Annotated in this window: 29 protein-coding genes and 1 pseudogene; 12 read left to right on the top strand and 18 right to left on the bottom strand. The window is 30.8% G+C overall.

Annotated elements, in window-relative coordinates; all coding sequences use genetic code 11:
* Positions 1-41: 41 nt before the first annotated feature.
* The 3 genes from KPL55_RS01455 to KPL55_RS01445 are packed head-to-tail and all read right to left on the bottom strand — an operon-like array spanning position 42 to position 2,335.
* Positions 42-797 (bottom strand): MurR/RpiR family transcriptional regulator, encoded by a 756-nt coding sequence (locus tag KPL55_RS01455; RefSeq protein ID WP_216304918.1) that lies wholly within the window; start codon positions 795-797, stop codon positions 42-44.
* A 51-nt stretch (positions 798-848) separates the two neighbouring features.
* Positions 849-1,463, bottom strand: a complete 615-nt coding sequence (locus tag KPL55_RS01450) for a sugar O-acetyltransferase (RefSeq protein ID WP_216304917.1) — start codon at positions 1,461-1,463, stop codon at positions 849-851.
* A gap of 41 nt (positions 1,464-1,504) precedes the next feature.
* A complete protein-coding gene (locus tag KPL55_RS01445; RefSeq protein ID WP_216304916.1) occupies positions 1,505-2,335 on the bottom strand; it encodes a metallophosphoesterase in 831 nt (276 codons plus the stop codon).
* Between the two features lie 181 nt (positions 2,336-2,516).
* On the opposite strand from KPL55_RS01445, the gene KPL55_RS01440 reads away from it, so the two are divergent.
* The 3 genes from KPL55_RS01440 to KPL55_RS01430 are packed head-to-tail and all read left to right on the top strand — an operon-like array spanning position 2,517 to position 4,395.
* The gene (locus KPL55_RS01440; protein ID WP_216304915.1) at positions 2,517-2,897 is read left to right on the top strand and encodes a GntR family transcriptional regulator; all 381 of its coding nucleotides are present in this window, start codon (positions 2,517-2,519) and stop codon (positions 2,895-2,897) included.
* A complete protein-coding gene (locus KPL55_RS01435; RefSeq protein WP_216304914.1) occupies positions 2,894-3,754 on the top strand; it encodes an ABC transporter ATP-binding protein in 861 nt (286 codons plus the stop codon). The genes KPL55_RS01440 and KPL55_RS01435 overlap by 4 nt, the downstream gene beginning before the upstream one ends.
* Complete coding sequence (locus KPL55_RS01430; RefSeq protein WP_216304913.1) at positions 3,754-4,395, top strand: ABC-2 transporter permease; 642 nt, start codon at positions 3,754-3,756, stop codon at positions 4,393-4,395. The genes KPL55_RS01435 and KPL55_RS01430 overlap by 1 nt, the downstream gene beginning before the upstream one ends.
* 160 nt (positions 4,396-4,555) lie before the next feature.
* Here KPL55_RS01430 and KPL55_RS25890 read toward each other — a convergent pair whose 3' ends face one another.
* Entirely contained in the window at positions 4,556-4,732 is a 177-nt protein-coding gene (locus tag KPL55_RS25890) for a (2Fe-2S)-binding protein (protein ID WP_216304912.1), read from the bottom strand.
* A 264-nt stretch (positions 4,733-4,996) separates the two neighbouring features.
* Here KPL55_RS25890 and KPL55_RS01420 point away from each other — a divergent pair, with 264 nt between their 5' ends.
* Positions 4,997-6,115, top strand: a complete 1,119-nt coding sequence (locus KPL55_RS01420; RefSeq protein WP_216304911.1) for an NAD/NADP octopine/nopaline dehydrogenase family protein — start codon at positions 4,997-4,999, stop codon at positions 6,113-6,115.
* A 56-nt stretch (positions 6,116-6,171) separates the two neighbouring features.
* Here KPL55_RS01420 and KPL55_RS01415 read toward each other — a convergent pair whose 3' ends face one another.
* Entirely contained in the window at positions 6,172-7,008 is an 837-nt protein-coding gene (locus KPL55_RS01415) for a nitroreductase family protein (protein WP_216304910.1), read from the bottom strand.
* Between the two features lie 1,133 nt (positions 7,009-8,141).
* On the opposite strand from KPL55_RS01415, the gene KPL55_RS25885 reads away from it, so the two are divergent.
* Entirely contained in the window at positions 8,142-8,522 is a 381-nt protein-coding gene (locus tag KPL55_RS25885; protein ID WP_312887185.1) for an EFR1 family ferrodoxin, read from the top strand.
* 20 nt (positions 8,523-8,542) lie between these two features.
* Here the strand turns inward: KPL55_RS25885 and KPL55_RS01405 are convergent, their stop codons facing one another.
* The 5 genes from KPL55_RS01405 to KPL55_RS01385 form a co-directional block, all read right to left on the bottom strand.
* Positions 8,543-8,884, bottom strand: coding sequence for a cupin domain-containing protein (locus KPL55_RS01405; RefSeq protein WP_216304909.1), 342 nt, complete (start codon positions 8,882-8,884; stop codon positions 8,543-8,545).
* A gap of 162 nt (positions 8,885-9,046) precedes the next feature.
* Positions 9,047-9,412 (bottom strand): DUF4180 domain-containing protein, encoded by a 366-nt coding sequence (locus KPL55_RS01400; RefSeq protein WP_216304908.1) that lies wholly within the window; start codon positions 9,410-9,412, stop codon positions 9,047-9,049.
* A 94-nt stretch (positions 9,413-9,506) separates the two neighbouring features.
* Positions 9,507-9,779 carry a GNAT family N-acetyltransferase gene (locus tag KPL55_RS01395; protein WP_216304907.1) on the bottom strand — a complete coding sequence of 91 codons (273 nt, stop codon included), beginning with the start codon at positions 9,777-9,779 and terminating at the stop codon, positions 9,507-9,509.
* A gap of 114 nt (positions 9,780-9,893) precedes the next feature.
* Positions 9,894-10,382 carry a DUF5673 domain-containing protein gene (locus KPL55_RS01390; protein WP_216304906.1) on the bottom strand — a complete coding sequence of 163 codons (489 nt, stop codon included), beginning with the start codon at positions 10,380-10,382 and terminating at the stop codon, positions 9,894-9,896.
* Between the two features lie 97 nt (positions 10,383-10,479).
* On the bottom strand, positions 10,480-11,406 hold the full coding sequence (locus KPL55_RS01385) for an SMR family transporter (protein WP_216304905.1): 927 nt from the start codon (positions 11,404-11,406) through the stop codon (positions 10,480-10,482).
* Positions 11,407-11,635: 229 nt separating this feature from the next.
* Here KPL55_RS01385 and KPL55_RS01380 point away from each other — a divergent pair, with 229 nt between their 5' ends.
* From KPL55_RS01380 to KPL55_RS01355, 6 genes and pseudogenes are all read left to right on the top strand, one after another.
* A complete protein-coding gene (locus tag KPL55_RS01380; RefSeq protein WP_281418786.1) occupies positions 11,636-11,938 on the top strand; it encodes a PadR family transcriptional regulator in 303 nt (100 codons plus the stop codon).
* Positions 11,939-11,940: 2 nt separating this feature from the next.
* Positions 11,941-12,288 (top strand): DUF1048 domain-containing protein, encoded by a 348-nt coding sequence (locus KPL55_RS01375; protein ID WP_216304904.1) that lies wholly within the window; start codon positions 11,941-11,943, stop codon positions 12,286-12,288.
* A 9-nt stretch (positions 12,289-12,297) separates the two neighbouring features.
* The gene (locus tag KPL55_RS01370) at positions 12,298-12,648 is read left to right on the top strand and encodes a DUF1048 domain-containing protein (RefSeq protein WP_216304903.1); all 351 of its coding nucleotides are present in this window, start codon (positions 12,298-12,300) and stop codon (positions 12,646-12,648) included.
* Positions 12,649-12,666: 18 nt separating this feature from the next.
* Positions 12,667-12,855 (top strand): cysteine-rich KTR domain-containing protein, encoded by a 189-nt coding sequence (locus tag KPL55_RS01365; RefSeq protein ID WP_216304902.1) that lies wholly within the window; start codon positions 12,667-12,669, stop codon positions 12,853-12,855.
* Positions 12,856-13,054: 199 nt separating this feature from the next.
* Positions 13,055-13,816 (top strand): ABC transporter ATP-binding protein, encoded by a 762-nt coding sequence (locus tag KPL55_RS01360; protein ID WP_216304901.1) that lies wholly within the window; start codon positions 13,055-13,057, stop codon positions 13,814-13,816.
* A pseudogene (locus tag KPL55_RS01355) lies at positions 13,817-14,591 on the top strand (ABC transporter permease).
* Between the two features lie 314 nt (positions 14,592-14,905).
* Here the strand turns inward: KPL55_RS01355 and KPL55_RS01350 are convergent.
* The 5 genes from KPL55_RS01350 to KPL55_RS01330 form a co-directional block, all read right to left on the bottom strand.
* Positions 14,906-15,901 (bottom strand): RpnC/YadD family protein, encoded by a 996-nt coding sequence (locus KPL55_RS01350; protein WP_246599262.1) that lies wholly within the window; start codon positions 15,899-15,901, stop codon positions 14,906-14,908.
* A gap of 384 nt (positions 15,902-16,285) precedes the next feature.
* Positions 16,286-16,855: a hypothetical protein gene (locus KPL55_RS01345; RefSeq protein ID WP_216304900.1), complete on the bottom strand. Its 570-nt coding sequence runs from the start codon at positions 16,853-16,855 to the stop codon at positions 16,286-16,288.
* 456 nt (positions 16,856-17,311) lie between these two features.
* On the bottom strand, positions 17,312-17,473 hold the full coding sequence (locus KPL55_RS01340; RefSeq protein WP_216304899.1) for a hypothetical protein: 162 nt from the start codon (positions 17,471-17,473) through the stop codon (positions 17,312-17,314).
* Between the two features lie 9 nt (positions 17,474-17,482).
* The gene (fmt, locus tag KPL55_RS01335) at positions 17,483-18,436 is read right to left on the bottom strand and encodes a methionyl-tRNA formyltransferase (RefSeq protein WP_216304898.1); all 954 of its coding nucleotides are present in this window, start codon (positions 18,434-18,436) and stop codon (positions 17,483-17,485) included.
* A 265-nt stretch (positions 18,437-18,701) separates the two neighbouring features.
* On the bottom strand, positions 18,702-19,310 hold the full coding sequence (locus KPL55_RS01330; RefSeq protein ID WP_216304897.1) for a DUF421 domain-containing protein: 609 nt from the start codon (positions 19,308-19,310) through the stop codon (positions 18,702-18,704).
* 671 nt (positions 19,311-19,981) lie between these two features.
* Between KPL55_RS01330 and KPL55_RS01325 the strand changes: the two genes are divergently transcribed.
* A complete protein-coding gene (locus KPL55_RS01325) occupies positions 19,982-22,636 on the top strand; it encodes a hypothetical protein (RefSeq protein WP_216304896.1) in 2,655 nt (884 codons plus the stop codon).
* A gap of 235 nt (positions 22,637-22,871) precedes the next feature.
* Here KPL55_RS01325 and KPL55_RS26240 read toward each other — a convergent pair whose 3' ends face one another.
* From KPL55_RS26240 to KPL55_RS01315, 3 genes are all read right to left on the bottom strand, one after another.
* On the bottom strand, positions 22,872-23,000 hold the full coding sequence (locus KPL55_RS26240) for a hypothetical protein (RefSeq protein WP_281418785.1): 129 nt from the start codon (positions 22,998-23,000) through the stop codon (positions 22,872-22,874).
* 213 nt (positions 23,001-23,213) lie between these two features.
* Positions 23,214-25,430 (bottom strand): S8 family peptidase, encoded by a 2,217-nt coding sequence (locus KPL55_RS01320; protein ID WP_216304895.1) that lies wholly within the window; start codon positions 25,428-25,430, stop codon positions 23,214-23,216.
* A gap of 4 nt (positions 25,431-25,434) precedes the next feature.
* Positions 25,435-26,469 carry an ATP-binding protein gene (locus tag KPL55_RS01315; RefSeq protein WP_216304894.1) on the bottom strand — a complete coding sequence of 345 codons (1,035 nt, stop codon included), beginning with the start codon at positions 26,467-26,469 and terminating at the stop codon, positions 25,435-25,437.
* Between the last annotated feature and the right edge of the window lie 96 nt (positions 26,470-26,565).

The raw sequence follows: 26,565 nt of genomic DNA, 5'->3' as shown, positions 1-26,565 counted from the left end.
TTTTTGCCCTATAATCTAAAGCATAAATGAAATTTTAGGCTTTATTTGTCTTCCAATCGTTTATAATCTTTATAAATAAGAAATTCAAATAGTGTAAGTAAATTAGGAAAAAACATATTAGGACTAGTATTTCCATCATCTAACCTATCACTATCCTGTATTTTAAAACTTACATCTGCAATCCTGCTAATTGAATTATCTGTTTCTCCGGTAAATGATATTACCTTAATTTTATTTTCTTTAGCTGTTTTTACTTTTGACAATACCTGCCTTGTTTCTCCTGATTTAGAGATAACAAACATAGTATTAATATAATCTAAATTATTCTCGAATACACTTGCGGAGTCCGTTCCACTTGAGAGAATACATCGTTTTCCTAGTACTAAGAGTTTCTTATTAATATAATCAGCTGCTATAGCTGAGAAGCCTGTGGCATATATAAATTTAATTTTTTCACTTTTTTCATCTAGACAATCGAGAAAATCATTAATCTGTTTTTCTGTTATATATTTTAATAATAAATCTAATTGCTGTTTAGGCAGAAAATTATTGGAATCCTCAAAACCTGATTCATTTTTTCTTATTAAAGGTAACAAGTGATAATGCATATCTACAAATCCTGTATATCCTAGTTTTTTAGATAACCTCATAATAGTAGATGTTGAAGTATAGTTTGCTTTAGCAATTCCTCTTACACCCATCTTAATCACGGTATCTATATTTAAAACAATGTACTTTAATACATTCCGTTCTAATAACGTTAATTCTGAATTTTGTAATAATTTATTAATTCCCATTCTAGTTATCATCCCTTATATTTTATAGCATTTAAATATATATTATTCATACTAAACGTTGTAATCATCAACGTCAAAAACATTATTTTTATAGTAATATTTACGGTCTTCTTCGGTAATTTCACGAATAACCTTGCATGGGTTTCCTACCGCTATCATATTATCTGGAATATCTTTGGTAACAACACTTCCCGAACCTATAACGGCATTATTTCCAATGTTAACTCCAGGATTTACAACAACATTTCCACCAAGCCAAACATTATTTCCTATTGTTATACCAATACCATATTCATATCCAGAATTTCGCGAATCAGGATGTATCGGATGACCTGCTGTATATAAAGAAACATTCGGAGCAAATTGTACGTTATTACCTATGATTATTTTTCCCACATCTAAAATAGTACAGTTATAATTCGCAAAAAAACAATCTCCAATTTCAATGTTCTTTCCATAATCGCAACGAAAGGGTGCTTCAATATGTATGTCTACACCTGCTTTACCAAGAATATCTCTTATTAATTTATCACTTTTCTCATCTTCATCTGGTAGACAGTGATTATACTCATATATCTTCTTTTTATTCTCCATTCGTTCTTCTGCTAATCCGTCTAACCATGCCTTATATGGCAGACCCTCCAACATTCTATCTTTCTGATTCATAGTTGTTACCACCTTTCAGCCTATATAATATTAAACCTTTATTATTTTTTTAAAGTTACAACGACAACTTCTGGTCTGTTAAAAATTCTTAAGGGTATAATACTGTTTCCCAGTCCCCTGCTAACTATCATAGATGTGGCTTCTTTTTCATGATTACCTTCTGTAAATTCAGGAAATAATCCTTGGTCTGGTGCAATTAGCCCCCCGATAAATGGTAATCTAAATTGCCCACCATGGGCGTGCCCACTAAATGCTAAATCAACATGATTATCAACATATAAATCCATCAATTCTGGTCTGTGCGAAAGTAAAATATTAAAATTATTTTGTTCACCAATCATCAATGTTTTTAATCGTTTCCCTTCCCAATAATCATCTGGATAAAAAGCGGGGTCTGATATTCCTATCAAAGTTATAGTTTTATTATTTTTATCCAGGGATACTTTTTTATTGTCTAAAATAGTTACACCTGCTTTTGTAAGTTTATCTGATAATTCTTTATAAGTTCCTGACCACTTCTCATGATTACCTGATACAAAATACACAGGGGCTATCTTCACTGCTCCACTTATATATTCCATAGCAAGTTCAATATTTGTATGATTTCTATCAATTAAGTCACCTGTTATTACTATGATATCAGGTTTTGCCTTCTTTGTTTTATTTAATAATTTAGATTGATTAATTCCAAATTCTTTATTGTGCAAATCAGAAATCTGAACAATTGTATATCCGTCAAAGTCATTTGGAATTTTAGAATTAGAATATTTAATTTTTGTCACCATTATACCGTTGTTTTGCCATATACAAAATACTATCAATGTTATAATTACCAAAAACATTGTTAGGGCTTTTTTAGCTTTAGGTTTCATATACCCTCCCCCAATTCCTCTGCATAAAATATGCATAACCTTTAATAAAATTATAACATGTTTTCTAAATTATGTAGAAAGTTTTATTAAATTTCCTTTAACATATTGACAAAAACAGCCCCCTAAGTGTATAGTGTGTATTAAGAAGATACACACCGACTTAAGAAAGGTGATAAACTATATGAAAATTTTAATTTCAAATATATCTAATATACCCCTATACCAACAAATAAAAGATCAACTAAAAGACATCATTTTTAAGGGTGAGATGTCTGACGGTGATCCACTCCCGTCTATAAGAAATTTTGCAAATGATTTGAAAGTAAGCGTTCTTACTATACGTCGTGTCTACAATGAATTAGAGCAAGAGGGTTTTATTACAAGTCAGGTTGGCATTGGCACTTTTATTTCTGCTGGTAATTTAGAACTACTACGTGACTCTAAACGCCGTATTGTTGAACAAAAAATGCAGGACTTAATTCTATCAGCAAAGACATTAAAAATTTCTAAAGAAGAATTAAACGCCATGATGGATATTTTATATGAGGAGGATGAAAAATGAGCAATGTATTAGAAGTATCAGGGTTAAATAAATCTTATGCGGAATTTGCACTTTCTGATGTTAACTTCTCTTTACCGGAAGATTGTATTACAGGGTTTATCGGTATAAATGGAGCTGGTAAAACAACCACTATACGAACTATTCTTGGTCTTATAAAAAGAAATAGCGGTGATGTAAAAATATTTGGAAAAGATATGGATAAGCATGGGCCTGAGTTAAAAAACCGTATTGGAGTTGTGATGGATGAAGGCTGCTTTTATGATGACCTTACAATGAAAGAAATGAAAAGCATTATTGCGCCTGCATATTCTAGTTGGAATGAACGTGATTACAAAACCTATATGGAACGTTTTACGCTAAGTCCACGTCAGAAAATCTCAACACTTTCAAAAGGTATGCGTATGAAATATGCTTTGACTTTAGCACTTTCCCATCAGGCAGACTTACTTATTATGGACGAACCTACAAGTGGACTTGACCCATTAATTCGAAGTCAGTTCATGGATATATTGACAGATTATATGAAACAAGGCGGCAAAAGCGTTTTTTTTTCAACGCACATTACTTCCGATCTTGATAAAATTGCAGATATGATAATTCTTATAAATAATGGCAAGATTTTGTTTAATGAGGAAAAGGATACGTTGATTGACACTCATCGATTAGTAAAAGGTGATAGTAATGATTTAAATATTGAAACCAGAAAACTGTTCTTAAATATTCAAGAGACAGGATTTGGTTTTGCAGGCATCACCAATAAATTATCTCAAGTGCGAAAAAGCATAAAAGACATTTTGGTCGAAAGACCTACCATAGAAAATATTATGCTCAGTTATGTAGAAGGAGGCGGAAAATAATGTTGTTACATCTTGTTAAGAAAGACTTCTTACTTATAAAAAATTTTTTGCCACTTTTAGTAATTTTGCCATTTGCTATCCCTATATTTTTAATGATACAAGCATCCCAACTTTTGGGATTTAGTGCATTTGTATTGTCGGTGATTTTTACAGTCTTTATGTTGTATCAATATGTTTTAATGGCAGAAATGAAATACCCTAAAGCTGAATCACTGCTATGTGCTACACCATACTCCCGCAGTACTCTTGTAAAAGCAAGATATGCTTTTCTCATATTAATTTTTACTTATTGTGGCTTGGCATACAACATATTAGCACTGATATTTATTAAGATAGACCATCTTACTCCATCTAGCTACCTTATTACTATGCTGATTTCAGTAATCCTATTTGGTATATATACACCTGTGCAATACAAATTGGGATTTGAAAAAACAAAGTATTTTTTCATGATATTAATCATGGTGTCGCCATTTTTAATGGCTATATTAGCAAAAAACAATATCAAACTCGATTTTACGGCATTGTCTGCACTGCCTATGTTTATCCAGTACCTAATTCCGATTGTATCTATAATTGCTATTCTCTTTATTTCTATAAATGTCTCTACAAAAATTTACTTAAAGAAAGAATTGCTATAACTACAGCAAGGCTTATTCATTTTGAGAAAGGAGCGATAACTATGCAAGCTTTACCAATTCCAGTAGTAGTCTTATGCACTTTGTTTCCTTTTGTATATTTGACTTATAAGAAATTCAAAGAAAATCACAGAAAATAAAACAGCAAGCAACTGCAAACTCACTAAGCTAACAATTCATCTACTAATTCTTTAACTGAATCTATACATTTACCACATCCAGTACTGACATTTGTAGCTGCTTGAACTTCTTCAAAAGACTTAGCACCGTTTTCAATAGCATTAGTTATATCTTGTACTGTGATATTTAAACAAGTACATACTACTTTAATATCTTCCACTTTACTGCCTCCTTATAATTTTAATAATATAATTAGTTTCACCATTTATTAGTTTAATATGTACTATTGTTACAATACAATATATCAACATCAAAAACCTACTAAAATATATTAATTTCAAAGCTATTCGAAGTTAAATAGAGAAAACGAAAGCCTCCACACTATGAATATTTATATTAGCGTTATAATGGGGTTATATTAGCTTATATGCTATAATAGTAATACGGCTCAAAAAAAACAGTCTTAAATTTAGGAGGATAACGAATGAATGTATGTATTTTAGGTGGTGGAAATATAGGTACACTTTTAATGGGAGACATCGGAAGAAACGAGGATGTTTCTGTAAGACTATTGACTTCCAGGCCAGATGATTGGAACAACATTATTGAGGTTTGTAATAATGATGGAACAATTAAATACACAGGAAAGATTGATGTGATATCTAGTAACCCACAAGAAGTTATACAGGATGCTGACATCATTATATCTACTCTTCCATCTCATATATTCAGTAAAACGATTCAAAGAATAAAGCCTTTTCTAAAAAAAGAAGTTTGGATTGGCATGATGCCAGGTAATGGTGGTGGAGAATTCTATTGCAAAGATCTTATTGAAAACGGCTGTACAATATTCGGATTTCAGAGGGTTCATGGTATTTCTAGATTAAAGGAGTACGGAAAATCTGTGTATGACTTGGGTAAGAAAGATGAACTTTTTATAGGAGCTATTCCTGCTCGTAATACATCTGATGTATGCAAGGCATTGGAACACATACTTAATATGAAGTGCAATCCCCTAGAAAATTTTCTACAAGTTTCGCTTACACCAGCTAATCCAATTCTTCATACTGCAAGACTTTATGGAATCTTTCACAATTATAAAGAAGGAGTATATTGGGAAAATATGATTCAATTTTATAACGAGTGGACGGATGAATGTTCAGAAATGTTAATAGCCACTGATGAAGAGGTCCAGAACTTATGCCTTAAGCTCGGAACTATTGATTTGAAGAAATTTGGTTTTGTAAAGGCGTATTTCAAAGCTGATACCGCCCAGCAGATAACTGAGCAAATTAGCAATAAACCTGCACTTAATAATATACAGTCTCCACTTATAAAAACAGAAAAAGGTTATATTCCAGATTTTAATTCAAGATATTTTCTTGAAGATTTCCCATATGGACTATGCATTATTAAGAGTTTTTGTGAATTGATGGAAGTTAAAACTCCATTTATTGATAAAATTCTTATGTGGTTTGAAACCTTTTGTGGAGTTGAATATTATGTAGATGGTAGATTTGTAGGAAAAGATTTAAAAGCTCTTCCACTTCCACAAAATTTCGAAATTCATTCAAGAGAAGATGTGTTTGCATATTACAAGTGATTTATAAATTATTTTAAAAGGGAAGTTCACAAAAAGTGAACTTCCCTTTTAAAATATTAATTAAACCAGCTGCAACAATATTCCCAGTCATTTGGTGTGCTTATTTTTTTTATTTCTACCCATGTGCCTTTTAACCCAAGCTCATTTGCAGATAACTCAAAATGGCATTTAGCTATACCAATGTCGTTTTTTTGCATATCATAACCAGTTACTCCATAGCCTTTTGTTCTGGAAAGATAAAAGTGATATGTATTCTCTTCCTTTATAATTCTCCAAGGTTGTTTGTTAGAAGCAGAAGGTCCAAGTCTTACCATCTCTAATGGAACAGCATATTGACCTGCACTGTCTTCATTTAATGGTGCTAAACTATCCGCTACAAAAAATAATTCACTCCAGGGTTTTCGTTTATTAGCACCAACAAGTGCTCTCATAGCTGATTCAAAAACTCTAGGCTTTTCTTTTTTTATTCCTACAGGAGAAACGATGGGTATGAATTCATTATCAAGTAAACTCATATTTTGTTCAAAATTACTCTTATTAAAAGTTCCACCTAGCCAACATGTTTGAAGTCCTAAATCCGTTGCAAAGAGAACAATTTTTTCAAATAAATATCCAAATTCAAGCGCATCTTTTTCTTCTTTATCTAATATTCCAATAATAAATGAATTGGCACCTGATATAACTCCATACGTCCCCATTTTTTTTACTTGCTTAACATCGTTATCATTACTTTGTGTAAATATAAACCTAACCCTTAATTTTGTTTCTTCATTAATCTTTGTAATATAATCCTTTAGCTTTTTAAGTTTTATACTTTCAATGTTTTTTTGATCATATGATCTGCTCGATGTCCTCATCTTTATAAGTTCAATAACTGACTTTTGAAATTCCATACTTGCTCCTTTTAAGTTATCATTGAGTTTAAGCTTAGACTTATCATTAAATTGCACCAAATTTCAATTCAAACTTTTTTAATTTTTAAAAATTTAATTTACATTTATTTAAACCAAGTATACCATATTTATACATGGAATAACCTACTTAAACCTGTTTAGATTATATAAACTTCAGCCTAGCTTATATAATATTACTACAATATATTTATCTTTTAATTATGCATCAACTGATATTTATTATTAATTGAAAATAGTTCTTTACAAACATATATTATTATGTTATTATAAGTTCATAAACAAAGAAAGAAAATTTTGTTTACTACAAAGATCGTGGAAGTAATTCCACAAACTTATTAACTTTCATTAGATTAACTAAAATAATCTCTAATAGAAAGGGGATAGTCCAATGGTTCAAATTGAATTACCACAGTGTTTAGAGGATAGTACAATTTTATAAGTAAAAGGTCTTTAATATATGTAAAAGACACAGAAAAATACTTTAATTAAAAAATAATGACTATACTCTACTTAAATTGAAATTAAATATGATATATTTTGAAAGGGAAGTTCACAAAGTGAACTCCCCTTTTGTATTTATAAAATAGTTTATTTAAATCCATTAATGTTTAACAATATATTTCTTATTTTATCAGTATATATCTTAGCTAAATCTTCGGTACAAAATTCAAAATTATCCATACTTGATAGCTTAGGAATACGCATATTTACATATTGAATGTCAAGTTTTTCAATGATAAAACGTTCATCCTCATCATTTCTTGCTATACTTTATGGCGCCTTTATTTTTTTTTGAAAAATCCTGAATACAAAAGTAAACATAGAATAGATATTAATATTAGAATTAATGATAACATGGTATAATAAACCCCCACATATTGAGACATACTAGATTACAAACTCGACTTAAATCTAACGAAATTATAGCATATTATGTATACTTTTACATTATTATATTTCTTCAAGTATCAAAGACTTGTACAGAAATTGTAAATAAATTATCTTTATGATAGTATAATAATGAATTTATTTATCAGGAGTTGATATAATGAGTACAACTATTTACTATTTTAGTGGAACAGGCAATTCTTTAAAGATAGCTAAAGATTTAAGTGATAACTTACCTCACAGTACAAAAATCGATCACATTAAATATAGTATCAAAAATTAATAATAATATAATTAACAAAATCGATATTATAAACGATAAGATCTCTGAAGAAAAAATGTACCTTGCTTTTAATCCAAGTGATTTTTCTAAAGGTTTTTGGACGAACTCAAAATGTACTAACTGTGGAATTTGCTTAAAGGTATGCCCAGTCAAAAATATAGAGATAATAGATAAAAAGCCTTCATGGAAACAACATTGTGAGCAATGTATGGCATGCCTTCACTGGTGTCCAAATGAAGCAATTGAATATAAAAATGATTCATTAAATAAAGAAAGATACCATAATCCTCACATTAAAATAAAAGCTTATCTCATAGATTAATCTATAAGATAAGCTTTTTACTAACCATTCACTATAACTAACATCATTTTAAATCTCTCATTAGCCACGAGTCCATGAGGTGTATTTGCTGGCATTAATATCATTTCGCCTTCGCTCACTTTAACCGGAGCATTTTCTCCTACTGTAATTGTAACCTGTCCCTCTGTTACATATACTAATGCGTCTCCAGGTGCTGAATGTGTACTTATTTCTTCTCCCTTATCAAAAGCAAATAGTGTTATGCTAACGTTATTGGTTTGTGTTAATGTTTTACTGACAACTTGATTCTCTACATATAATACCTCTTCTTTTAGTCCTAATGCTTTTGCAACCTCTATATTTTTGAAAAATTTAGTGTTCATATTTTTTCCTCCTAATATTTTATTTTCTTTTATTATTGCTTTCCTATGGCTCTATTGTATATTTATTTTAGCCATAAGAATGTGATTTAAAACAAATTATTAAGATTATAAATATTTATATTATATTGATTAAGTTTATAACTTGGTTTCTTCAATTATGACTTAAACAATGCTCAATTTATCAACAGCTTCTTTTTCATTTGACAAGAAAAATATATCCTTGCCTTTGTTACTCTCATAGATGAAATCTTTTAAACTCTTGCTTGTATACACAGAAAAGTCTCCAACTATAGCAATTTTTGTATGATAATTAATAAACTTTTGTAATATTTCTCCAGCAAGCCGTGTTTTTAAGTTGAAAAAGTCCTCACATATTGCTGATTTATTCAAAATTATACGCTCACAACCTACTTCATAATTTACTGTTGCTATGAAATCTAATGATGACTGAACATCAGTTATTATTAACTCACTGCTGCTTACAACAGCAATTTCTACACCATTTTCTTTAATTGTAGTAATTTTCATAATTATCCTCCTATGATAGCCTTTCTAATGTGCTAATTAATCAGGTTAAATCGCAGCACTTCTTACTTTAGAAAAATGCAATTTACCCTTTTCTTCACTTTTGTAGCACATCTAAATACTGATCATTTTTATTCAATTTAGCTTTAGCATAGGTACATATAGGAATTATTTTTTTATTTTTTTCTCTCGCAAGATCAACAACCTTTTCAAGCAACTGCATGGCTACATTTTGACCTTTTAACTGTTCTGATACAATAGTATGATTGATTATTATCGTATCACCAATTTGTCCAAATTCTATCTTAGTTAATGATTCTTTCTCATTATCCCCTACAAAAAAACTATTTTCTCCTTTTTTAATATCCATTAAGTAAACTCCCCTTTCATACGATATTTATCTTTTTGTAATTATTATACCCAGTGAAATTATTTATATCATCCAAATGTGAATGTGCCTGCAATTCTAGGTATTATAAATAATTTAAGGAACGTATTTTTGTACTGTTTCATTTACTTTTGATATTAATTGTTCTTTTATGGTAAATTTAAAACTGTAATTAGTTTTGAAGAATGTATTAACTTCAAATTGAATAATAGTTGGTGATATCCAACTATAACTTTCAACTTTAGACCATTTATAAAAGCTTCCAGAGCCATTTATACCATTTTCTCTTATTCCCGAACTTTTAAGCATCCTTAATATATTAAAAATTGCAATTTCAATCCACATTATATTCCCTAAAATATTAATATAAGTGTTATTCCTATAATTTAAATACCCTAATACACAGTAAAATATAATCAGCAGAATCCAAATTGTAATCCCCACAACCCACCAAATAGCAGAAAACCTACTTTTCTCTGCGTTTATAATAAGTTTCCCTTGACGGATTACTGTATATAATTGTATTATTACTAATATCAAAAAAAAGATAATCATAATCAGATATATTTTTATAATAGTATCCATTCATATCCCCTCCAAAAATCTATTTGTTTATTCATAATTTCACTTAAATTGTAACATGTTTTCTATAATTTAGAAATACAACTTATTACAATAGATATCAAATATTAATCAGTACTAAAGCTAAAATCACTAATAAAATAGCAGCTTTATTCTTTTTTGATATCTTCTCCTTAAATAAAAGCACTTCACCCAGACTTATAAAGATTATACTTCCTGCACTATATACAGGAAAAGCTATAGATGTAGGCATAAAGCTTAAAGCCATTATAAGAAAATATGAAGAGAATAAATTTGGTATACCAACTAAAAATCCTACAATTAAGTCCTTCTTCGTTACTTTTGCTTTTGATTTTATAACAAAATATAAACTCAAGATAAATGCCATAACAAATATAAAAAATAAGAATACATTCTTATATTCTGCAAGAGCATATTGTTGAAATAACTTATTTTGAAATTCTGACATTCCTCCAAATAAGAATAACAATATTAAAGTTAAGTTTACACGTATATTACCACTCTCATCTTTATTCGAAGAAATATTCACAAAAACAATTGAAAATAGCGCCATAAAAATTCCAACCCATTGTAGAATTCTGGGGATTTCTTTCCATATAATAACAGAGAATATCATTGGAACTAAAATTCCCAACTTTCCAAACGTGCCTGAAATCGCCGCGCCATTTTTCCCTACACTCTTTTGATAATAAACAAATGATAAAAAGAAGAATATTCCTCCTATCAATCCAAGCAATATTGCCCATGATAAACTAGCACCTTCTGAAAATACACCATTATTTTTTATTATAACTTTTGTAAACTCATGAGCAAAATTGGTTAGTGAAATACCCATATTATAAATTTTTATATGCGATTGAAACAATATCATAAATAAGCTTACTGTAAATGCGGTAAAATAATTTGAACTGGTAACCGCATACCTATTCATTTCATTTCCTTCACTATATTTAAAAATAAGTGCAATGGATGAACTACATATTATAGCTAAAAATAAATAAATCATTTGCACTATCCTTTCGAAAAGCTAATTAGTTTACGTTATTTTACCATATATTAAATACAAAGTGAATTACAATTTATTTTATATGAATTATAAAAATACACTCTAAAAAATAAATATATCATATTGACACCACCACTACTACGTGATACTATATAGTGGTAGTAATTAATACTAGATACCAGTATTGCTAAATAGTGAAGAGGTGATTCAACTGAAAAATATTACGGAAATGTTAAAGGGTGTACTAGAAGGTAGCGTCCTTGAAATTATAAGCCGCGAGGAAATCTACGGTTACGAGATCACGCGGAGGCTGAACGCCCTAGGATTTTCAGACGTTGTAGATGGGACAGTTTACACCATTTTGGTGCGGCTTGAGAAGAATAAACTAGTGGACATAGAAAAAAAGCCATCTGATATGGGACCGCCACGAAAGTTTTTCAAACTCAACGACGCGGGGCGCGAGGAGCTGAAGGGGTTCTGGACAAAATGGGAATTTGTATCATCAAAAATTAACGAGTTAAAGGAGAAATAATAATGAATCTTTGGGAAAAAATCACGGGAAGCGACATGACTAAAGAAATGATAACTTTTGAACTGCGAGCCAAAAAACTACCATCTGATTATCAAGCGGCATGGGAAAAAATTAAAGCTAATCTTTGGCCGCACTCAGATTTTACAGGTCGCAACCTCATGCCTATTCTTGACGGTGTGCTTGGCCTTCTCGAAGAAACGGCTGCGGACGGTCAGAGTATAAAAGAGGTTTTGGATGACGATATAAAAGGCTTCTGCTCCGCGCTGGCCGGCGAAGACGGGGCAAATTCCTTTCGCGACAAGTGGCGCAAGCAACTCAACAATAATATTGCTAAAAAATTAGGTAATTAGGAGGCTAAAATGAGAATACAAGATATCATCGAAGGCAAAAAAGAGTGGCGAGCGCACGTGGTGCGTGTCAAAGCGCTCCCAAAAGATTATCAGATTGTTTATAAAGAGATTCAAAAATATCTATATAAGGTCGGCCCTGTTGAGCTAGAAGGCGGAATAGGTTTACTCTCTGGGATTATTGATCTTTTTGAAGAGGGCGCTACCTTCGGGAAAGGCGTGCTTGAAGTGACGGGCAGTGACGTAGCGACATTCTGCGACGATCTAATCAAAGATTCAAAAACTTACACAGACATCTGTCAAGAATCTGTTAACCAAGAAGTTAATGAGGCCATGAAAAAGGTTACGAATAAAACAAAGTAAAAGGGATGGTAGATTAGAGTGTGTGAATATGAGTGGATTTTATGCCCAGTCTGTGGAAACAAAACAAGGGTCAAGATACGTGATGATACAGTGCTTGAAAACTTCCCACTATTTTGTCCGAGGTGTAAACTGGAAACGATAATCAATGTAAAACAAATGAATATATCAGTTATTAAAGAGCCAGACGCAAAGACGCAGAGCCGATAACATGTGAGTGAAATCACAGTTGTCGGCTCATTTTTTATGATAACTACTCAGGCTGCATTCTAAGGATTAGATGCAACTTTGAGTAAGATTACTACATTGTAGAGGGGGTTAAAGTCCTAAATGGACTTTAACGGGTAATTTACGAGCGGGAGCGAGTGGGTTTAATTACCCCGGGGTCCGACTAAAAGGAGGAAAGTAAATGAAAAAAAACATCATACAAATTAATGGGGTAAAGAAATCTTACAAAGATGTAGAAGTACTCAAAGGAGTAGATTTTGAAGTAGAGCAAGGAGGTATCTTTGCATTACTAGGTTCCAATGGATCTGGAAAAACAACGATGATTAGAATCATGGTTACTTTACTTAAGGCAGATTCCGGAAGTGTTGTAATCAATGGTTTTGATATTGAAAAAAATCCAGGGGAGATTAGAGGTTCAATCAGTCTTACTGGTCAGTTTGCTGCTATAGATGAAATTTTAACTGGACGTGAAAATATTCAAATGATAGCAAAACTTAGACATCTTAAAAATCCAAATCAAGTAGCAAGTGAGTTAATTAATCGCTTTGGTATGTCAGAGGCTGCAGACCGCAGAGTTGGTACTTACTCTGGAGGGATGAAAAGAAGAATTGATATCTCAATGAGTCTTGTAGGAAATCCAAAGATTATTTTCCTAGACGAGCCAACGACAGGTCTTGATCCAGAAGCACGTTTAGAAGTTTGGAAAATTGTAAAAGAGTTATCAGCTGCAGGAACTACAGTATTCTTAACAACTCAATATTTAGAGGAAGCAGAAAAACTTGCAGATAAAATCGCTATTCTTCATGGAGGAAAAATCATTGCTCTAGACACACTAGATGGACTTAAAAAATTATTCCCACCTGCAAAAGTTGAATATGTTGAAAAACAACCTACATTAGAAGAAATATTCCTAACAATCATTAGTAAAAAGGAGGAGAAATAAATGGAATCTATAAATAAATATTTTTTCAAAGATATGGGTGTTATGTTTGGACGTTCTATGCGTCATATTTTTAGAAGTATGGATACAATTATTACAGTTAGTATAACACCAATTGCAATTATGTTATTATTCGTTTATGTATTTGGTGGTGCAATCACAACAGGTACAGAAAATTATATTGATTATCTATTACCAGGTATAATGTTAATGACCATTGGTAGTGGGATTGCATACGTAGCTTACCGTTTGTTTACAGATAAAGAACGTGGTATCTTTGAACGTTTTCACTCTATGCCCATCGCTCGTTCTACAGTATTATGGGGACATGTATTAACCTCATTAATTTCTAATGGAATTTCTGTAGTAGTAATTATACTTGTTGCATTATTAATGGGTTTCCGTTCCTGCGCAGGAATCTTAGAATGGCTCGGCGTATTTTGAATTCTTGGTATCTTTACACTTGCTTTGACTTGCTTTGACTTGGATTGCTGTAATTGCAGGACTTGCTGCTAAAACACCAGATGGTGCAGGAGCATTCTCTTACCCAATCATCTTCTTACCATTTATCAGTTCTGCCTTTGTACCAACAGATACTATGCCTTCAACAGTACGTGCATTTGCAGAAAATCAACCTGTAACGCCTATTGTAGAAGCTATTCGGAATTTATTAGGAGTCCAACCCGTAGGAAATGATATCTGGGTTGCCCTTGCTTGGTGTATAGCAATAATAGTTGTTGCTTATATCTTTGCAATGCGGATTTATAAAAAATTATAACAAACTTTTAGCATATTTATCTTTTAATCATAGACTAAACGATATTTATTATTAATTGACAATAGAAAGGGAATAGTCCGATGGTTCAAATTGAATTTCCACAGTGTTTATAGTATAGTACGATTTTATAAGTAATAGGTTGGAATACTTTAATTAAAAAAAATAATGGCTATGCTCTACTTAAATTAAAATTAAATATGACATATTTTAAAGGAGAAGTTTAAAGTGGGCTCCCCTTTTGTATTTTTAAAATACATGTAAATGGATAAGTAAAAAAATACCGTAGAAGTTAATCTACAGTACTTTATATTGTTTTATTGCATTATTTTATTTTTTATTTTTGCTATTTCTTCCTCACTTAACTTAGAGTACTTCTTAATTTTCACAATACTCTCACCATCTAACAACATTTCTTTTACCATTTCTTCTCTAGCCTTAATATCCCCTTTTTCTATTCCTTTTTCTATCCCTTTTTCTATCCCTCTTTGTTCTACAGCCGGATCATACAGAGTCTTAGTCATATTACGCACCTCCTCATTTAATTTTTCATCCTCACCATATTTTGTATTAAGATATTCAAATAAATTTGCTACTGCTAGCAATATTCTGTGTAAATCATCCCCGTCTATTTCTGCATTGTTAAATAATTGACTTCCTTCTTTAGATATTGTTTCTGATATCTTTTTTGCTTCCATAATAGTTTCTTTTATTTCAGAACTTCCTTCACCATATCTCTTTTTTATTTGTTCCATTTTGTACCTGAGTTTGAATACTTGTAAAGGAAGCAGTGGATACATTTTATCTTGCATAATATCTATATCACTGTATTCCCAATATTTCATTGTTGGCACAGCATATTTTATTTCCTGTCCACCCGGAAAAACTAATTTCATTTTTAATTCATCTTTAATATTTTTATTTTGCTCTACAAATATAACCAATTGCTTTGGAATATATATAACTATTTCTTGTTCGTCTTCTACCTGATATTTTGCTAGTTCTTTTGCTTTTTTAAATCCATATTCAAACATCCGTATTACCATCGTTGCATCGTTTTTAGTCTGAAGTTCTATATGATAATGATATGGTTTATTCCCCTTTGAAATTTTTAAAAATAAATCACCACGTATTATATCGTAATCATCTGAAACAAATTCATTATTTTCGAACGTTATGTCTGTCATTTCAACATCAAAATCTTCTTTAAATAAGCTATTCATCATTGTAATTAGTACTTTCTTAGATACTGCAAACAGCGATTTTAATATCTCATCTAACTTTACCCGTTGTTCATTTTCAGTGTTTATCAACAGTTACACCTACTTCCTATCTTAGCTTTATTTTATCATTTTTATGTGTGTTTTACAATTCATTAGTGATCTAAGCCGCATAAAAGTAATTATATGTTTTTTTATCGGAATAAAAATTACAGAAAGATGTATTAGCGAAATTCAGGATTGTTTAGAAGATTATGATATCTGGGTTGCCCTTGCTTGGTGTATAGCAATAATAGTTGTTGCTTATATCTTTGCAATGCGGATTTATAAAAAATTATAGCTTAATATAATTAAAAGGGAATTCATTATTGAATTCCCTTTTAATTATACATTTCCTGGCTATCTTTGTTTATAAAATTACCATACCATTTCGTCCACATTATTATGGTAAAATAACATACTTATTCACAAATCCAATTATAAATGAATTTTTTGGTATATCATATCAGATTGTCCCTGAGTGATTACTTTACTACTAACTAATGATCTTAATTCATTAATTACATTACTATCATTTGTTGTCTCGTTTTGGTTTGTTTCATTTGTTGTGTCTGTTCCTGTTATTCCTGGTGTTCCAGTTCCAGTTCCTGCGGTTCCTGTTGATCCTGTCGTTCCTGGTGTTCCTGTCATTTCTGGCGTTCCTGTCGTTCCTGTTCCTGTTCCTGTTCCTGTATTAGTGGTTGTTCTATTACTACTATTTGCGACTGAACCTTGTGGCATATTCTTTGTTATTGCTGCAAGTACTTTTTTTGATTGGGTAGTTGTTATTGTTTTAGCAGTAACTAGTTCATTAAGAGCATTAGAATAAAGTTTTTTCATTGTGTCAGTTGATGTAGCTTGGTTAGATTTATTAGTTTGGTTAGTTTGGTTAGTTTTATTAGTATTATTCATCGGCGTTTTCGTAGAGTTTTTCATAGCACATCCAGTAAATATTAAAGTAGTCATACTAACACTAATTAATATTAAAGAAATTTTTTTATTTTTCATTTTTTATCCATCCTTCATGTATATTTTTTTATTTCATTATTACTTAATTATCATTAGAATAAATGTATGGAAATATACTTTAAATGAAAAAATAAAACTCCAAGGCAGTCTCAGTCTTAATAAAAAATCTATACCAATATTTATTATTAATTAAAAATAAGTCTTTACAAATATTAATTACTATGTTATTATAAGTTCATAACCAAACAAAGAAAATTATTAACTTTCATTAGATTAACTAAAATAATTGCTAATAGAAAGGGGATAGTCCAATGGTTCAAATTGAATTTCCACAGTGTTTAGAGGATAGTACGATTTTATAAGTAAAAGGTCTTTAATATATGTAAAAGACACAGAAAAATACTTTAATTGAAAAAATAATGGCTATGCTCTACTTAAATTAAAATTAAATATGATATATTTTGAAAGGGAAGTTCACAAAGTGAACTCCCCTTTTTATTTACCTATTTTACACACATAAAGTGGTATATATGTTAACTTTCCATTGATTCTTGTGCTTTCCATAAGGGATATGTTTTCTACACATATTTCTCTATTTTCTAATCTAGTATTTTGCTTAAGCATTATAAAATCTTCTAATCCTATTGTTTTATTCATGTGATATGATTATGATAATACAATGCCTTTTTCTATTTTATTTCCTTTTAAAAATTCTTTTACCTCAAGAGGTTTCCCCCCTGGAAACTGTAATATTTCTATAATCAGAATACCGTTATTGGTGGCGACTGTAATTCCTTCATTATTTGCATCTATGATATACCCAGGTGGTTTAATAGTATTTGCCTCTAATGACTTGGATTTAAATATTTTAATTGGAATATCTTTATAATAAGTATGAGCAGTTGGCCATGAGTTTATATTTTTATATGGCCAAAAACTCAATCCTCTTATTAAATTATGTATGTTAATACTACTGTCATTCCAATTAATCTTTGCCATTTCCTTGTTTAACATCTGTACATAAGAACTTCCATCACTCTGTTGTTTTACCCCACAAATTTCACCTGTGATAATGCCATTTATTGTTTCCTCTAACAGTTCAGCAGCGTTTATTTTTAATAAATTGTACAATTCTCCTGCTGTCATAGATTCAGATATATCAAACTCACTTTTCATAAGCTTATCACCCGTATCTATACCAGTATCCATTAGTATAGTTGTATTTCCAGTTGTTATTTCCCCATTTATTAAACTCCAATTTATTGGTGATGACCCCCTATACATTGGGAGGAGAGATGCATGTAGACAAATACATCCGAGTCTTGGTATGTCAAGTATATGCTTAGTTATGATTTGACCATATGCTACAACAATAATAAAATCAGGTTTTATTTCTTTTAATTTATCAATAATTACAGAGTCTGTTTTTATTTTTTCGGGCTGAAAAATTGGAATTTGATTCGATAGTCCGACCTCTTTTATTGGTGAAATTGCAACCTTTTTCCCTCTTCCACTTGGTTTATCAGGTTGTGTTACAATCGCACTTACATTATATTTCTCTATCATTTTCTTCAATGAGGGAACTGCAAAATCAGGAGTTCCCATAAAAACTATTTTCATTATTGATGCCTCCCTTTGATAACTACAAAATATATTTTGTAGTTATTCATTAGTTATACAATATAATACGACTACGAAATAACTTATAGCTTACTTATATACCAATCATAACATAAATTTCAAATATAAGGGATTTGTTTTTATATAATAAGAAAGCACAGATTTTTAGTCTGTTCTTTCCAAATGTACCTGAAATCGCTACGCCATTTTTACCTGCACTATCACACTATCAGAAAAATGTGCACTTTACCTTTAGTGAACATTTTTATGGTTCATTTTTGTTACCTTCATATTTTTTACTATTTACCTCTTCAAAAATATTATTATTTTGATTTTGTTTTGACTCCATGCTCATATTATTACTAAACATTGATTTCATCTGAGATATTTCGTTCATTAGCTTAATAAAGTCCTCCTGTGTCAGTGGTTTCTTGTTATCTTTTAACTCATAACCTATTTGTCCGCTTACTTCAATTGTTGCATATTTAATATCTTCTATAGAGGATATCCCAGCCTGTCGCAAACGAGTTTCAAGTTTATCTATTGATAGTCTTAATTTTTTTAGATTTTTAATGTTTACTTTACCATTCTCTATAACAATAACAGCTTTACCAGAAAATATGGTTTCGAAAAAATCTACCTTAATCTCTAAATATTCAGTAATTACCATTAATAAAGTTAAAATAAATGCTATTATAAACGTAATTAGGAGTCCATTTCCAGTTACTGGTTGAATAAGTAAAGATCCTAGTCCAACCATTACAATAGTTTGAGATATAGTCATTTGAGAAATTGATTTTCTTCCACCTACTCTTAAAATAAAAGTTCCTACAAAGAATATTAAAATTGCTTGCCAAATCCAATTTAATTCCATATTTTCAACTCCTTATTCTATTAATGTATTTTTTAGATTTCAACTTCATTGTTCTTGCAGATTCTTTTACCCAAATCTTATTTTGTTTCAATTTTATTGTTTTATACATTAAACTAGCAATATACCCATAATACTCTAATTGATCTTTTACCTTCCGTCTCTATTTGATCCCCTTTATTTAGGTGCCTGACACTATACTAATTACCTTTCCATTACAATTTATTTCAATTTATTACCCCATCTTGTAATCACCTCAAACCCTTAAGCTATCTACGTTAAACTATAACTATATATATATATTACAAAATAACAAATATACTATATTAATATAAGCATAAAAATTTTCTACAAAAACTAAGTCCTAATTTTAAAAACTCAACTACAGTGCATACCCCCCCATGATAAATTTGTAATTCAATAAGCAAATCCCGTATAAACCCTTATATATCAATGACCTAACCTAATTACATATCTCATATTTATTTACAAGATTACTATTTTAAAAAATTTTTCGTAATAATTTAATGATTTTGGCGCAAATCCCTAGGGCAAGGTCATATATCTTTACTGAAAGTGTAATGCATTTATAATTCTTGTTATTTTTCAGGGATTTATCCTAGAGATAATGCTTAGTGATCTAAGCCGTACAAAAGTAATTAGGGGGATTTATTATGGGGAGCAAAATTGCGCAAAGATGTATTAGCGAAATACAGGATCATTTAAAAGATTATGTTATGGAACATAGCAGCAAGAATAAAAACAGAAAATTTACTTGTTTTAATAAAAGTGCACATAGTCATAAGGACGAGGATCCAAGTGCAGCCATTGTGCCAGGAAGCAGTGAACGGTATTGGAGCTGCTTTAGTTGTGGAGCTAAAGGTGATATTTTAACTGCCGTAAGGTATAACGAGGGTATAGATGGATTCCATAATAGTATGAAATTTTTAGGTGCAAAATATAATATTAGAATTGAAACAGAGGGTCCTGAACCTTCTACAAAACGTGACTTTCATCAGAAACAAAATATCAATTATCAAAAGGAAACTACAGCTAATTATTATTATGAGGATGAACTTGGAAATATATTATATAAGATTTGTAGACGAGAGTGGATGGATAAAGGCAAAAGAAAGAAGGATTTCATGGCTTATACTAAAGATAATAGTAGTTGGAGCTTTGGAATAAAGAAAGCGAGACATATTATTTATAAGATGCCACGAGTTTTAGATGGCATTAATACTGATAAGACTATTTTCTTTGTAGAAGGAGAGAAATGCGCTGATATGATTTTCAAGTTAGGACTAGTAGGAACTACTACTGCTTTTGGTGCTAGGGGATTTTCAGCTTATAGTGAAGATTATGTCTCTTCACTAACCGGCGCTAATATAGTAATTCTACCTGATAATGATGAGAGTGGTAAGGCTTATGCAAAAGATGTTCTAGATGCATTGAAGAAAACGTCAAAATCTATAAAAATAATAGAACTTCCAGGTTTAAAACATAAGGAGGATATTGTAGATTGGGTAGGAAATGGAGGCACTGTAGAAGAATTAATTGCTTTAGTTAATACCGAAGGTGAACCACTTGTAGAAAAGGTAACATTGCAGACTAAAACTATAGGAAATATTTTTGAAGATGAGTTCTGTTACTACAAATATTGTAAGAAAGAAATAATCAACATTTCTAATTTTATTATTAATCCTAAATATTATATTGAAAATGAAGGCGATACTCAAATTATAGGAGATATTGTTACCCATGAAGGTGTTATATGTGAGAGGACATTTAAAAGCTCTGATTTTGATGATGTATTGTCTTTTAGAAGAGCACTAAATAGCTTTAAAACTTTTTATATAGGAAGGATAGAAGATCTTCAATATATAAGATTTATTATCTCAAGTAAAACTCACGATACTCGCACGGGTGTTACCTACAGTGGCTTTCATAGAATTAATAATCAGTGGTGCTTTGCGACTGAGCATGGTGCTTTAAATTCCCGGGGAAATCCCACGCTAGATATAACTATGCAAAATCAATACTCAGAACTTAATACTAACATTCTAAAAAATGATGTCATTACAAAAGAAGAGCTTTTATTAGTAGCACCTTCCTTATTTAAATTTAGTATACTTAAAAATACTGCTGCCATATTAGGTTATGTAAGTGGTTTGTTTCTCAAAGAAAAGCTTAAACATAATAAAATTCAATACAACCATCTTTTAATAGAAGGCGAAAGTAGTAGCGGTAAAAGTAGTGCTATAAAATATATTATTACACCAATATTGTGCATGGAGGATGGAATATTAAATGCGGCACAATGTACAGATTTCGCCTTAAACAAAACCGCCAGCAGCAGTAATTTTATACCTCTTATTTTAGAAGAGTACAAACCTCACATAATAGGTAAATATAAAGTGGATTTAATATCAGGGGTTATGAGAAATTCCTATGATAACTACAAAGGAATAAAAGGTGTAGCCACCTTAGATAAAAATAGATGTTTTATTCCTAGAGCTTCAGTAATTTTGTCAGGAGAAGTAGGTATTGAGGAAACGGCAAATATAGGAAGAAGCCTTAGAGTTATATTTGCAACTTCCTATTTTGATGAAGAAACGAAAGAAAGTCTAGAAATATTAAAGGAAAATTCTATTTTACTTAATAAACTTGGAGCGAGTCTATTGAAGGAGGCCTTAAAAATGGAAGAGGAAAACATTAAAGAAATCCATAGCGCAATTTTAGAAAAACTAATTGGTAATTATATTAAAAATGATAGAGTTAAAACTTCTATAGCTAACTGTATGATCGGTATAGCTCTACTTAAGAGGGTATTTAATGATTTAGATTTAAATATGCAAGAGTGCACAGGTTTTACTATGAAGGAGATTTTATCAGCAATTGAAATGGGTGCTTATGAGGACTTGTTAGATGGAGGAACATCAAATAAAACAGTTATCGAACAAAATTTTGAAACCATGAATCGTATGGCAGCTAATAATGAACTTTTAAGAGATATTGACTATGATGCAGTTCTAGATTTAGATGGAGATTTTGTTCTTCGCCTTAATTATACATGCTTTTATGATAGGTTTGTAAAGTACTGTAGAGAGCATAATGTGACTCATGAGGTATTGCCACTGAATAGTTTCAAAAAACAATTAAGTAATATGCAATACTGTAAATTCTACAATAAGCCTGTTAATTTTTCAGTGAGACAAGAACTTCCAAAGAATAAAAAGACTTTTAGGTGCGCGGTTATTTATATTAATAAACTTCGCGAGAAGAATGTTGATATAGATTTTATTGCAGATGATAACATGGTAGATTGAAGAACATAATAACACATGACTGGATGTCATCGCCTTACCATAAATTATTTGAAAATGATGTATTCTCTTTTTTAGAATAATATTTTTATTTGGGACTTGTCGGTTTATCTGGCACTTTTAATTTCAATAATCCAGCTTTAATAATTAGGTGGTTAATCCTAGACTTCGAATGCACTTTTTCGCAAAGATTTTTACCACCCTTATGCAATCAGGCGGAGTTTCCTCCGCCCATTTACTAATTGTGTTTTTCTTCTTTGTGTTTTACCAATGTTGCCCCAGCTTTACTTTTATCACTTTTACTCGATGAATTGCTTGCTAATGTCTTGCCAGCTTTTCCAACTTTACCACCATGATGTACAGCCATTATTTTCACCTCCTATGCAAATTTTCCTTGCAAAAGATTAATTTCTTTGACTACTAATTTGCGAAATTAATATGTTATTGGATAATCCTTTGACAAGGGGGCCAGACATAATCGTCTGGTTTTCTTTATGTAAAGAGAAAACTCTAGACGTCTTTTTACGTTTTACTTCATTAAATTCTTCTATATCTATATTTCTGATTATTTATACTTTAATTAATCAAATGAAATTTCTTCTTCTGCCTTATTATAAATCTCAATATAATTATCAACATTGATTCTATTAACTAGCCATCCTCTGAATGAACACTGATGTATAAAATCTTCAATTCTATTAACACCATTTATTTCTTTAAGAGTTACAACAACACTAAATTTTAGACCTTCACCATCCCGCTTACTTAATCTTTCCTTGGTCTTAATGCTTATTCCCCACAGGCCATTGTTGTATGCCTTCTTTCCTCTTGTTCCATTTTTCAACTCCTCGTTGATATGTTTAACATTATCCCATTTTCTAAAATATTTCCTTGCGTCTTCTTCAAATAGATAATGCCCCCCCTCAACACTTTGCTGATTTCCATTAATAGACTTTATCCCTGAATCTTTAATTCTTCCAAAATGTAAATCCAGTTCTGTATTAGTGTAGTCGACGCCTTGAGTTCTCGAACATTTAGGAAAATAGCACAAAGTAGCTTTTGCTACAAAAGGATGTTTCTCTTTATAAATAGGAACTGGAATATTAAAATTGTAAGTATCATATTTTTCAGATACACCTGATAAAATAAATCTAATCTCATCATTTGGAGATTGCACAATATCTTCTATTCGCTTTGGCACAACACCATATCCTATTAAATTTGATGGATCTTCTGTTTTCTTCCATCCGACAGCTGAATCAATAATTAATGCCTTAGCTGCTTCTCTGCTCAACCCTATAATATGAATTAAGTATGCCATTTTCCTAGATATCCATGGGGCTGCAAAAGACGTTCCTGCAACATAAGCCTCTCCTGTAGATGTGCAAACTCTAATTTTTTGTGGTCCATCACCACCATAATAACTGATATCTGGTTTATTAAAAAATGAAAGTACTAGCCCTTCTCTTGAATATGTTGCAGGTCTTCCTAGTAAATTCACAGAATTTACTACTAGTGCATTTATTGAATCTGCTGGAGCACCAATCTTTAATCTTTTTTTTTCAAAGTTTGGCTTATTCGTTCCGGCAATAACAAATATTACATCGTATTTATTTTGTATTCTATCAAGTTCAGCAGCTTCAGGTGATATAAAATTATCATGAATCTCCATTACAGACCCTAATGATAAATTCCACACTTTAATATCCTTATTCATTTCAATGATATCTCTTATTGCCTTCATTATTGTAAACGAACTAAATTTTCCACTTGTAGCTACTCCGAAATGTCTCACTCTAAACCTACCGCAACCATCATCTAGTTCTGGGTTAATACTTGCTCCATCTACAATAATTGACGAAACTGCCGTTCCATGAAAAAAATCCTTATCTGATGATTCTAGTTCCTTATCTACCGTACTATGAAACTCAACCCACTCAGTGAAGTATACATTTTTATCAAATAACGTATCAATAACACCTATAATAGGTTCATTCTCTGGTTTGGGAATTGTAATTGTGCTTTCTGATTGAAATTCGAAATCATCTCTTGTCAAGCTAGACAAATCACTTACTGCCATCGCAATCAAATACGGAGCCTTACGTTTCAATATGGCCAATTGATCTGGAAACAAAAGCATTGTGGTATCGTCAATCATTTTTCCTATTAGAGATCCTATTCCTATTTTCTCCATTATTTTTTTTGTATCTAAGCTTGTTTTGTAAATAGTTATAATTGATTCACCTTCAACTTCTTCACTACTTTCTTCTATTAAGACTTTGTCAATATAATATGAATCAACAATTATATTAACAAAGTTACTTTTAGCAATAACCGATGTATCATATATTCTTGTTTTATTGTTTATTTCTTCTACTTCATCACAAGTAATTTTTCCATCAAAATCACTATGCAATATATTTATGCATTTATTTAAATTCACAACAGTTTTTTTCAAAATTTCAATGCTAACACAATATGTTATTAAATGTTGTTTTTTTTCAGTTCCCGTAAACTTTGCACCAACAATACAATCATTGGGGATTTTACCCCCACCCTTTAATAATCCTTTTATTCTATTACTCTTCGCAGCAATTTTCATATAACGAACACTAACTAATGCGTCAATAAGTATTGTATCTTGTTCCCAAAATTCCAATACTTCAATCATATCTTTTCTTATTTTTTCCAAGTGCATTACATCAACACTTGCTTTTCTAGGAAGATTTGAAGGACCCGGTCTTGATGAACTTACTTTCTGCTGAAATTGTCCTTTTAATTGTAATATATCATTCATATTCTCACTCCTTTAGCTCACGTGATACTTGACTTTTAGAAACGCCTGTTAGTATTTCAATTTCTCTTACTGTAAATCCTTTGCCCTGTAATTCTTTTAAATTATCTGATCTATTCTTATTAACAATTTGATATAATCTTATTAAATAATCGAATTCATCACCTGGCTTGCTAAAAGCAATTGATGTTTTTATCATATTTTTCAAGTCACCTGGATATGGTATATTATCCATAAATGACATTATCTTTTTAAATAATCTCATATTCCTACCAGCAAATCTAAATTTATTTAAGAATTCACTTAATAATGCTTCAGCCACATCAAGCAAATCTTCCCTGCTATACCGGTTGAAATCAATCGTCGAATCAAATCTACGTATTAATGCTTTGTCAAATGAATCGAATAAATTGGTTGTAGCAATCAAAACTATACGTTCATCAACATTATCTAATCCTTTTAAAACTGCTGAAGTTGCTCTTCCCATTTCTCTTAAATCATTTGAATTTGTTCGATCCAAAGCAATTGCATCTATCTCGTCAAACAATATCAATACTTTGTCCGGATAAACAAAATGATTGATTTCTTGGAAAAGAGATGCTATATTTTTTGATGTTTGCCCTAATTTACTATCTATTACTGAATTAAAATCAACCAAAAACAAATCGCGATCAAGTATTCTAGCTATTTGTTTTACAGTTTCTGTTTTTCCAGTACCAGGATCGCCTTGAAACAAAAACTTATTAATACCTGCATTATGACCCACTGCATTTACTATACCAATAACATCCGCTTTAATCGCTTCCGGCAACGGCAATGGTTCCTGACTCGGTTCAATTCTTTGAAAAAATACAGAATCATTTTCGGTCATCTGAGGTACAAATGTATTTACATTTGATAATAAAGCCATAATATATTCAGACAATTGAAAATCACCTGCACTATCAAAATCTTTAGCTATTTCATATGCTTCACTTCTGAATCCCGCATCATTATTTTCTGAATAATATTTTATCAAATTAATTATATTCTTTTTTTTCATGACCATTTACCTCCAATCATTTTTTTTATACTATTATTAATATTATTATAGTTCATTTGGGACGCCATGTCAATGTTTTGGGACGTGTTTTATCAT

Origin of the sequence: Clostridium lacusfryxellense (assembly GCF_018861735.1) — a bacterium.
GTDB lineage: Bacteria > Bacillota > Clostridia > Clostridiales > Clostridiaceae > Clostridium_AD > Clostridium_AD lacusfryxellense.
This window is presented reverse-complemented; position numbering and strand designations above follow the sequence as displayed.